Origin of the sequence: Hahella ganghwensis DSM 17046, assembly GCF_000376785.1 — a bacterium.
GTDB lineage: Bacteria > Pseudomonadota > Gammaproteobacteria > Pseudomonadales > Oleiphilaceae > Hahella > Hahella ganghwensis.
This window is the reverse complement of sequence record NZ_AQXX01000042.1, coordinates 1-9,670: the sequence shown is the minus strand read 5'-3', so window position 1 is coordinate 9,670 and position 9,670 is coordinate 1. Positions and strand designations below refer to the sequence as shown.

Here is a 9,670-nt window from a genome sequence, read left to right as displayed (position 1 = left end):
TAGCTGCATGCAGTGGACACGAAGCATGGTGGATAACGGATACGGAGGGCGGCCGTTCTCGCCCTTGGGGTAATAGCGGGCGATCTTCTTTTCCATGCGTTTCCATGGGATCAGCTTATCCATTCGCTCCAGAAAGATTTCCCGGCGGGTCTTACGCTTCTTATTCTGGTATTCAGCTTCGGAGAAAGTCATCTGATCCATGGATAGTATTCCTGATGAGTGAAGTTGGCCGTATTATGACTGATTTGGGGAGTTATTCAGAGCCTCCCTAATTCGGCGTAGGTCTCGCATTCGTTACCAAGACGGCCAATCACTTGCTTGTTAGTACATTTCTGTTCGCCATCATCACTCACACCAATCCCTGATCGAGCATATCCGTGCCATTCCACGGCACTGGCATTCATCGCCATTACAGCAGCCAGGGCGGTTGCCATCGGGGCGATTCTGAACACACACTTGTTGTTATTGTGTCTCATTGTCTTCTTCCTGCTCTTATTACTGTTATGTAGGTTAAGAACTACGTTACTTTGGTGCAGGCTAAGAACTTCGTTCTATTGCGGTAACGCAGTGCCCGATTTGTACGTTTTGCCAGGAGGACAAAATCGCAAATTGGATAACCTCATACTCGACAATGAAAAGAAGTGTTACATCCTCCGAGGGGTAACTTTTTAGGGGGGAGTAATTGGGGGGAGTGGGGGCGTAGGAGGTGTAGTAGGACTTTTGGGCGGCAGATCCGCTCCTGACTGGGGAGCGGATCTATATAGGATCAGCTCTCTGATGGATACCGGGTCGGTTTCAGGCTGTCTTTGATGCGCTTGAGGTGGTCATGGAAATCAGTGCCTCTTTTGAGTGTCACCCCTGTGGCAAGAATATCGATGACGGCCAGATGAATGATGCGGGATGTCATGGGCATATAAACATCAGTATCTTCGGGGGCTGTTACTTCGATTGCGACTGTGCATTCCTGGGACAGCGGGGAGTTCGGAGCTGTAATGCCGATCACGGAGGCCCCCCGGTTTCGGGCGATGCGTGCCACTTCCACCATTTCCCGGGTTCGTCCGGTATAGGAAATAGCGACAATAGCATCGCCGGTGTTGGCCGCAGCGGCGACCATTCGTTGCATCAGGAAGTCGTCGTAGGCGGTCACCGGAATATTGAAACGGAAGAATTTATGCTGGGCATCGATTGCGACAGGCGCTGAACCTCCCATTCCGAGGAAGGAGATCTGCTTGGCCTGGATCAGAAAATCGATAGCCTGTGAGATAGCGTTGGTATCAATAGACTGACGCGCCTTATCAAGTGCGGCCATGGTAGTGAGAAAGATCTTATCGCTGAACTCCTGAACCGAGTCATCAGCTTCCACGTTTTGACTGACATAGGGAGTGCCGCTGGCCAGACTTTGTGCCAGGCGAATTTTGAAGTCTGGGAATCCGCTGGCGGCGAAGTTGCGACAGAACCGGTTAACCGTTGGTTCACTGACGTGCGAGGCCCTTGCCAGCGCTGCGATACTATAGCGTGTTGCTGCTTTAGGGTCTCTCAGAATGACTTCTGCTACTTTGCGTTCAGACTTATTCAAGTCTTCTAGGCGTTGTTGGATCGATTCCAGCAGATTGCCGGGGTTGTGTTCGTTCATGCTACGTCCAGAATGTTGGCCCGGAAATTCTCCGGGTACCGGCATGGCCGGCTAATGATCTTATTACTGTTCTTAGGATGTAGTGAATTTACCACATTTTATAAAAGAATGTATTGGACCACTTTCTAAGTACATGGTGCGTGATTTGCTGTAACTATTCTGGCTGTTTTTCTAAGGTAGTCTGGTTGCTTTTCATGGCAGTAGCGCCAAAAGGGGTCATAATTTCCTAGTAACCGACTAGGTTTTCATAAGACTGGAATGTTTTATATGTAGTAATAAATATAAAATTGTTTCAAAAATGCCCTTGATAAATTCCATTTCATGGTCGAAAATTGCGTTTAATTACTACGAAACGAATTAAAGATGAGCATATCAACAACAACACAATGTGATTTCGTACTCTTTGGTGCCTTGGGCGATCTGGCTCAACGCAAACTATTTCCCGCGCTGTATCAGCTTGAGCGCTCTGAGTTGCTGCATGATGATACGCGTATTCTTGCCTTGGCCAGGCAGGAAGTCGATGAAGCTGCCTTCAAGGCCGAAACGCTGGAGCGTCTTAAAGACCGGATTCCAGAAGAGCAGCGTGATCCGGACTCCATCAAGCGCTTTTTCAGCAAAGTCGAGTTTATGCGTTTGGATTTTCTGTCACCTGAAGGCTATGACCAGCTTAAGGCCTGGAAGTCGGACACGGATGCACCTCTCCTGATATATATGGCCACTCCCCCGTTAATATATGGCGGCATAGGTGCCAATCTCAAAGCCAGTGGATGTATTGAGAGATCTACTCGGGTTGTCGTAGAGAAGCCTATTGGCCACAGTCTTGAATCATCCCATGAAATCAACAGTCAGCTGGCCGAGTATTTCGACGAAAGCCAGTTGTATCGTATTGATCACTACCTCGGTAAGGAAACCGTTCAGAACCTGATTGCTCTCAGGTTTGCAAATAACCTGTTTGAGACACAATGGAACCAGAAATATATCTCTCATGTTGAGATTACGGTTGCCGAAAAAGTCGGTATTGAAGGGCGTTGGGGTTATTTTGACAAAGCAGGGCAATTGCGGGACATGGTCCAGAATCATCTGCTCCAGCTGCTTTGCCTGATTGCGATGGATCCCCCTTCGGATCTATCTGCCGACAGTATCCGGGATGAGAAGGTAAAAGTGCTTAAGGCGCTTAAGCCTATTACCCCCGACGTGATGGAAGGTCACATGGTTCGGGGTCAGTATACCGCAGGAAATATCGACGGTAAGTCTGTTCCCGGTTATCTGGAGGAAGAGGATGCTAACCGTGGCAGCTCTACAGAAACTTTTGTTGCCATCAAAGCCGAGATCTGTAATTGGCGTTGGGCGGGTGTGCCTTTTTATATGCGCACCGGTAAGCGGATGCCTGAAAAGCTCTCCGAAATCATTATCCATTTTAAACCGGCACCTCATTACATCTTTGATCCGGACCAGAAGCATATCGCCAACAACAAACTGATTATTCGGTTACAGCCTGATGAAGGAATCTCGTTACAGGTTCTGACCAAGGATCAGGGGCTGGATAAAGGCATGCGTCTGCGTCAGGGGCCTCTGCAGCTGAGTTTCTCTGAGGCCTTTAATACGGGAAGAGTTCCTGATGCCTATGAACGGTTACTTTGGGAGTTTATTAAAGGTAACCAGTATCTGTTTGTTCGTCGGGATGAAGTCGAATGGGCCTGGAAATGGATCGATCAGATTATTTCAGGCTGGGAAGAGTTGGGTCTGGCACCCAAAAAATATTCTGCGGGCAGTTGGGGACCTGTGTCCTCTATTGCCATGATTGCCCGTGATGGAAGGAGTTGGTACGAGGATGTATGAATTAGATTTTCCACAGGGCGTTCGGCTTAAAACGACCAATGATCGACAATTGCTGGCAGAGGAGCTGGCTGAGACGGTTGCAGGTTGGTTGAGCGAGGCTCTGACTAAGAAGGAAAGAGCCTTGTTAGTGGTTTCGGGCGGTAGAACCCCGGTGGCGTTTTTTGAGGCCCTGTCTCGCCAGAATCTGGTCTGGAACCGGGTTGATGTAACCCTGGCTGATGAACGTTGGGTGGATGAAGATGATGCCGCCAGCAATGCCGCTCTTGTCAGGAAGCACCTGGTGGCAAACTCAGCGTCAGAAGCACGTTTTATTCCCTTAAAGACCGCTGAGCCGGATCCGGAATCGGCGGTAGGCTCGCTCGATTCAACATTGCAGTCCTTAGAGTGGCCGATTGATGTGTTGATTCTTGGTATGGGGAATGATGGCCATACAGCTTCGCTGTTTCCCGGTACTGAGGGGTTGGCCAATGCAATGACCTCTACAAGTAAATGTGCGGCATTGACGCCATTGGATGCGCCTCATGACCGCATGACTCTGACTTATCCGGTGCTGGTAAATGCTGTTCATACCGTGCTGCATGTTACTGGCGATGACAAATCCGCCACGATGGCCAAGGTGCTGGAAGGGCTGGAAGACGTGAACGAAATGCCTGTTCGTGGGTTTATTCGCGAAGGTCTGAATATTTTCTGGAGTTCCTGAAAATTAAAAAATTCAGGCGGGAACTCTTATAAAAATACGGAAGCCGAAAAGGCTTCGCCAGGGCATGTTAAGCCAATCTGAGTCGATGGCCTCGGATATGGCAAATATAAAGAGAGAAAGCTATGACAGAGCAAGCATATCCTCAACACTTGCAGGAGCAGTTGGATCAGATTGTATCCAGTTGCCCGCTGGTGCCGGTGATCACAATAGATCGTCCGGAAGATGCGTTGCCTTTGGGTAAGGCATTGGTTGAAGGTGGTTTACGCATTCTGGAAATTACCTTACGGACCCCTTACGGACTACAGGCAATCAGCGATTTAAGAGCTGCGCTGCCTGAAGTTTGGGTCGGGGTGGGTACTGTGGCCACCAAAGCTCAATACGAAGCAGCTGAAAAGGCTGGGGCGCAGTTTGTCATTACACCTGGCTCCACGTCGGAATTATTGGAATATGGCCTGACATCAAAGGTTCCGTTATTGCCTGGCGTGTCTTCATTATCAGAGGTCATGGAAGGGTATCGCCTTGGCTACAGGACGTTTAAATTCTTTCCGGCTGAAGTTGCCGGAGGTGTGTCAGCATTGAAAGCCTATAGTGGACCTTTTCCGGATGTAAGCTTCTGCCCAACGGGCGGAATTACTCTGGATAAAGCCAAAGATTATCTTGCGTTGCCAAACGTAAATGCTGTCGGGGGATCCTGGTTAACTCCCAAGGATGCCATTGCAGCAGGCGATTGGGCGCAACTCCGATCTATTGCCGAGAAAAGCCTGGCAGCTGTGAAGTAAAAGGCTTTTATCGGGGATAGTACGACCCTCCCTCATTGCGCAAGCAATATTTTCAACCCGCCTTTGGCGGGTTTTTTTGTGCTCATAGTTTCTACTTGGGGTGGGAGGGTCTGTATGAATCGGGAAGGCCAATCTAATTCAGGAGCGGTCCAGGCAAATAAAAAAGGCGCTTTTCAGCGCCTTTTTAAGGTCACTATTGAATATTAGTCATCAACGGTAAGTGAGTCGGCACGCATCGAGTTTGCGCCTGCCGTAAGGCCTTCTGCAACGACTGTATCACCGATGTTAACGCCGCTGGCATCAACATCAGTGGTGTCAACAGTGATCCCCATAATGGTCAGGGTGTCAGACGTTTTTGCAGAAACGACACCTTTTACCAATAATCCAGCGTCATTGCGTCGAGTGAGCCGGCTGGCAATAAGAGCACCGTTGCTGTCCAGGAATGTTCCCCGAACATCAATCCAATCACTTTCTTCAATATCCTCAAAACTAAAATACTTGAGCCTGTTGCTTCCGGTATCCTGGAATACTGTCTGGCTGTCGGTAACCACTGTGACACCCAGTAAGGTCAGGGTGTTGTTGTCTCCGTCAACATTGGCCGCCTGGGCTCTAAGTTTGTTGCTGGGAACCTTCTTGATGGTGACTTTTGTTGCCTGGAGTACATTATCTGAGTCAATTTCTCCTTTCACCTCAACTCGAACCCCGTTAGCGAGATCGTCACTGTCTCCCTTGTTAAAGTCCGCATTGCTGGCATTGACGCTGACACCGTTAACCGTGAAATCGGCGCTGGAAGTGAAGTTGGAAACAATGCCCTCAAGTTCAACACCATCACCATCTTCGAAGCCTGGATTATTGGATTTGATTTTGATCTGTGTGGCGATCAATACATCACCGTCAAAAGCTGATCCTTTGACTTCAACAGTAGCGCCTTCTGCCAGAGTAGCTGATGCAGGTACGACGTTTGCCCCGCTGTGTCTGACTTGCTGAGAGCCGATATCAAACTGATCAGCGGTCAGATTGCTAACAGTACCTTCTACTTCTACTTGCTCACCATTGGTATGTCCGTCGGAGACTTTTTCTATCCGTGATGCGACCAGAGTGTTATCGGCTCCAGTAAAACCACTGACGCTGATGACAAGGCCGGCTGTGAGATCTGCGAACTCAATATTCTGCAGAACAGTGTCGTCGTTAACCTCTACTTCTACGCCAAGGACGGTAAGGATAAGAGAGTCGCCTGTATTGTCCACGTCACCTATAGGACCTTGAAGGTTTTGGTCAAATACAACGCTGGTGGCTTCTCCGGTTGTGCCGTTACTGTTCAGGTTGCCGCGTACGAGTACTACCATACCCAGCTCCAGAGAGTCCTCTGGCTGTGAAGTGACGCTATTGATACTGATATCAGCACCATTGGTTTCGTACTCAACGCCATTGACAAAAATACTGCCAAACGCGGTAACACTTCCCATGGATGCAACCGGAGCCCCAGTACCCTCGATGCCGCCATTTCCGGCTACCGAACCTGAGCCTCCTCCACCAGAGCAACCTGAAAATGCTACTACGCCCAGAATGCAGGCAAGTAATAATAGCTGGCGAAAAATCATTTCTTGTCTCCGGTCGATTGCCTTTTCGATTTCACTTTTGAGGTTTCAGGAAGGGGGATTGGTTCTTCGAAGTAATATAGTCCAATGCCTGCGCGGTATTGTTTGGTATCTGATACTTCACCGTCTTGATTGTCAGTGTGTTTGGAGTCGACCTGTGAGAGCCACTTATTGGTGTTCTGTAAAAACTTCTCGGTTTCTTCCTTGCTTCTCTGACGAATGATATCCATAACGTCCTCGGAGAGGTTGGTGTAGGCAACGGTGCGTTGAACTCTCGTATCGGGTGGCGTGTGCGACAGATTGTGGTCGAACGTAGCCATAATGTCAGCAGCGGCCCTGCCCATGATACGGAACTTTTCTTCCAGGTCTTCTTGAGGGATATATCCCTGTGTCAATAATTGTACCTTATTATCCTGCTTTTCAACCTGTTCCAATCGTAATAATTCGTCTAAGACGGCCCGCCAGGGGACATCCCCGCTGTATCGCCGGACCAATTCACTGAAACTCGGAGATTCTCCCTCGATATGGAGAGGGATTGGTTCGCCGTTTTTCTGGAATGTGCTGTCCTGCAGCCAGCCGTTAACCACCCGATAAGCGCGGTTGACGTCCGCAGCCTGACCGGTTTCGGCCGGATTGGGTTCTTTCTGGAGGCGCGCAATTTCCTTGCGATTGATTCCTGTCAGGACAGAGACCCTGGAAACACTTTGCTTTCGATCGGGTAGGGCGAGATCTTCAGTCGCTGCATCTATATATGCCCTTCGGGCCAGATCACTGAATTCAGCGTAGGACACACCCTGTTTAAGCAGTGTGAGCACCAATGGCCGAAGCATTCGATATACAGCTGAATAAATCGCCTGTTTCAGTCGTTCATTCATAAATTTGGGATTTTTTTGCCAACACCATAGACATTAGGTCTGATTTTATACAGAATTTAAAATAATTGGGAAAAAACTCCCAAAAAATAACGAAAATATACAGAATAATTACATTGGATTACAAAGAAGCATCCTGATATCGCGAGACTTTATAAGAAGTTCGAGCTCTCAGCAAAATAACTTTGTATCCGCTTATTGTAAACGCATTAACGGGCCATGGAAGCAGTTGTATAGACAAAGTCAATGCTGCTTCTCAGTTTTTGTGGACACGTTATTTATGGAGGTTTCGATGTATAAGTGGATTGTATTATTTTTCTTTGCTTTTCTCACTGCCTGTGGAGGCGGTGGCGGTAGTGGAAGTGGCGACTCAAGGTCAACCACCACCGAAGCGAATGCCAAGGTAGGTCTTGTCATCACCGATGCCACGGCAGATGAGTACAAGAGTGCATTGGTAACTTTTACCAAAGCTGAACTGGTAGGAGATGATGAGCGAGTCGTTCTATTCTCTGGTGAGCAGACATTGGACTTGCTGAAACTACCTGATTTCTATGAGTTTGTTGATACGGCCGAGGTGCCGCCGGGAGAGTATCACTCAGTCTGGATTACCGCCACTAAAGTCGAGCTGGTATCAGAGGACGGTTCTGGTAATGACGTTGTAAAAGAGGCAAAACTTCCTTCTGGCGTGATAAAGGTATTGTCAAAAAGTGGTTTTAGCATTGCTTCTGGTGATGTTCTTTTCCTTGAAATCGACTTCGACATGAATAAAGCGCTTAAGCTGACCCATACAGGTAGCGGTAAAATCATTTTGCGTCCTGTCGTTTTTGCCAATATCTATTCGGAGCCCCCCCATAATAAATTTGTTCGTATACACGGCATTATTGATAGCGTGTCTGGAGAATCTTTCGAACTATGCCAGACGCAACTGATAACAGACTCTGATAATTCTCTACCGGAAAGCGATGACCAGTGTTTTACAATTGTGACAGATATCGATACTGGCGTTTTCAATAGTAATGGACTGCCTTCTGCCGAAGATTTGCAGGAAAATACTTCTGTAACGGTTATCGGTCGGATTACGGCCTCATTGGCGGAGCTACCAGAAATACCTGACGGTCAATTACCTCCTGAAGGCATGTGTCGAATATGGTACTTGGATCTGGATCCTGGCGAGCAGTTGGATGCCGTTGATTGTGATGATATCGGTGTGGTCCCAGAAAATGCTGTAGTGGTTGGTCACGAGGGGCTGTTATCCAAATACGTCTTTTCAGTGATGGCCTACACAATCGAGAAAGGTCCGTTATCCGCCTATTCACGTTACACCGGTGTCGTAACTGCTCCGGTCGATGAAGGTACTTCTCAGTTCGATTTTGAAGTTGATGAGGGGCAGGGGATTGAAACGGATTCGGCTTTGCCTGTTCAGTTATACGAAAAATCGCGAGTTTTCTCCGATGATGGTTCGGAGCTCGATCGGGATGATATCGAGACAGGGCACTTTGCCCGGGTCGATGCAGTTTTCTTTACCTCGGATTCTGAGCCTGATGTTCTACGTTCCCCGTTTGTCCTGCTGTCCTCTGACGTTGAAGAATCTGAAACTGTGATGGGAACGATTACGGCAGTGGATACTGGTGCAGAGATTATTGAGGTTCAGACGGAATCTCTTGATACGGTCATTGTTGATGCCAGTAGTGCCAACATTTATTTAATCACCAGTAATGAAACAGAGTTTTCCAGTGAAGAAATTGATCTGGATGACGCACCAATTGATGTGGCTGTTGAGGTATTTGGTGAAGAGGATGATCTGAGCGGCAACTTTATTGCCGAGGTGGTGTTTATCAGGGCCGAGTGATACCTGGCTCTGTCGGAAAGCTTCCGATAATTGTGTCGTTAAAAGCATTGAAGTATTTAGACTCAGGTTGCGTAGATCACAAGTACTCCCGTTGCAGCCTGGGTAAGCGTCCGGTAACCCCATCTTGAGCGCGCTACCAACTGACTGGATAGTGTCCACTTATTTTTTAGTGGACACTTGTTATGATTGTCATAAGCGCACCTCGCTCCTCCAGAAAACGTCGCCAATATTCCGCAGAATTTAAAGCTAAGATTATTGCTGCCTGCCAACAGCCGGGGGTCTCTGTTTCTGCCATCGCTCTGGATAACGGGCTCAATGCCAATCTGGTTCGACGCTGGATCAGCGACGCGAAGAAACTCGGCTCTACCACGTCGGCATTTGTCCCCATAAACCTGCCGGC

General features: G+C 48.3%; 10 protein-coding genes. 5 read left to right on the top strand and 5 right to left on the bottom strand.

What is annotated here, in order from left to right; translation table 11 throughout:
• From F566_RS0101010 to F566_RS0101000, 3 genes are all read right to left on the bottom strand, one after another.
• Window positions 1–201, bottom strand: a 201-nt coding sequence (locus F566_RS0101010) for an IS5/IS1182 family transposase (RefSeq protein WP_020405115.1), incomplete at its 3' end; no start/stop codon positions are given.
• Window positions 202–257: 56 nt separating this feature from the next.
• Window positions 258–476, bottom strand: coding sequence for a carbohydrate porin (locus F566_RS31500; protein ID WP_020405114.1), 219 nt, complete (start codon window positions 474–476; stop codon window positions 258–260).
• Window positions 477–766: 290 nt separating this feature from the next.
• A complete protein-coding gene (locus tag F566_RS0101000; RefSeq protein ID WP_020405113.1) occupies window positions 767–1,633 on the bottom strand; it encodes a MurR/RpiR family transcriptional regulator in 867 nt (288 codons plus the stop codon).
• Between the two features lie 363 nt (window positions 1,634–1,996).
• Here F566_RS0101000 and zwf point away from each other — a divergent pair, with 363 nt between their 5' ends.
• The 3 genes from zwf to F566_RS0100985 all read left to right on the top strand — a co-directional run bounded on the left by zwf (window position 1,997) and on the right by F566_RS0100985 (window position 4,951).
• Window positions 1,997–3,472, top strand: a complete 1,476-nt coding sequence (gene zwf, locus F566_RS0100995) for a glucose-6-phosphate dehydrogenase (protein WP_020405112.1) — start codon at window positions 1,997–1,999, stop codon at window positions 3,470–3,472.
• The gene (pgl, locus tag F566_RS0100990) at window positions 3,465–4,172 is read left to right on the top strand and encodes a 6-phosphogluconolactonase (protein ID WP_020405111.1); all 708 of its coding nucleotides are present in this window, start codon (window positions 3,465–3,467) and stop codon (window positions 4,170–4,172) included. Before zwf ends, pgl begins: the two co-directional genes overlap by 8 nt.
• Window positions 4,173–4,294: 122 nt before the next feature.
• On the top strand, window positions 4,295–4,951 hold the full coding sequence (locus F566_RS0100985) for a bifunctional 4-hydroxy-2-oxoglutarate aldolase/2-dehydro-3-deoxy-phosphogluconate aldolase (protein WP_020405110.1): 657 nt from the start codon (window positions 4,295–4,297) through the stop codon (window positions 4,949–4,951).
• A gap of 203 nt (window positions 4,952–5,154) precedes the next feature.
• On the opposite strand, the gene F566_RS0100980 is transcribed toward F566_RS0100985, so the two are convergent.
• Together F566_RS0100980 and F566_RS0100975 are read right to left on the bottom strand one after the other, a co-directional pair.
• Entirely contained in the window at window positions 5,155–6,552 is a 1,398-nt protein-coding gene (locus F566_RS0100980; protein ID WP_020405109.1) for a DUF5666 domain-containing protein, read from the bottom strand.
• Window positions 6,549–7,424, bottom strand: coding sequence for a DUF6502 family protein (locus F566_RS0100975; protein ID WP_020405108.1), 876 nt, complete (start codon window positions 7,422–7,424; stop codon window positions 6,549–6,551). The genes F566_RS0100980 and F566_RS0100975 overlap by 4 nt, the downstream gene beginning before the upstream one ends.
• A 289-nt stretch (window positions 7,425–7,713) precedes the next feature.
• On the opposite strand from F566_RS0100975, the gene F566_RS0100970 reads away from it, so the two are divergent.
• Both F566_RS0100970 and F566_RS0100965 read left to right on the top strand, forming a co-directional pair.
• On the top strand, window positions 7,714–9,270 hold the full coding sequence (locus tag F566_RS0100970; protein WP_020405107.1) for a DUF4382 domain-containing protein: 1,557 nt from the start codon (window positions 7,714–7,716) through the stop codon (window positions 9,268–9,270).
• A gap of 182 nt (window positions 9,271–9,452) precedes the next feature.
• Window positions 9,453–9,670, top strand: a 218-nt coding sequence (locus tag F566_RS0100965; RefSeq protein WP_020405106.1) for a transposase, incomplete at its 3' end; no start/stop codon positions are given.

Excerpts from the sequence above, each read along its gene's own strand:
- F566_RS31500 (WP_020405114.1), bottom strand. The coding sequence starts at position 476 with ATGAGACACAATAACAACAAGTGTGTGTTCAGAATCGCCCCGATGGCA.
- F566_RS0101000 (WP_020405113.1), bottom strand. The coding sequence starts at position 1,633 with ATGAACGAACACAACCCCGGCAATCTGCTGGAATCGATCCAACAACGC.
- zwf (WP_020405112.1), top strand. The coding sequence starts at position 1,997 with ATGAGCATATCAACAACAACACAATGTGATTTCGTACTCTTTGGTGCC.
- pgl (WP_020405111.1), top strand. The coding sequence starts at position 3,465 with ATGTATGAATTAGATTTTCCACAGGGCGTTCGGCTTAAAACGACCAAT.
- F566_RS0100985 (WP_020405110.1), top strand. The coding sequence starts at position 4,295 with ATGACAGAGCAAGCATATCCTCAACACTTGCAGGAGCAGTTGGATCAG.
- F566_RS0100980 (WP_020405109.1), bottom strand. The coding sequence starts at position 6,552 with ATGATTTTTCGCCAGCTATTATTACTTGCCTGCATTCTGGGCGTAGTA.
- F566_RS0100975 (WP_020405108.1), bottom strand. The coding sequence starts at position 7,424 with ATGAATGAACGACTGAAACAGGCGATTTATTCAGCTGTATATCGAATG.
- F566_RS0100970 (WP_020405107.1), top strand. The coding sequence starts at position 7,714 with ATGTATAAGTGGATTGTATTATTTTTCTTTGCTTTTCTCACTGCCTGT.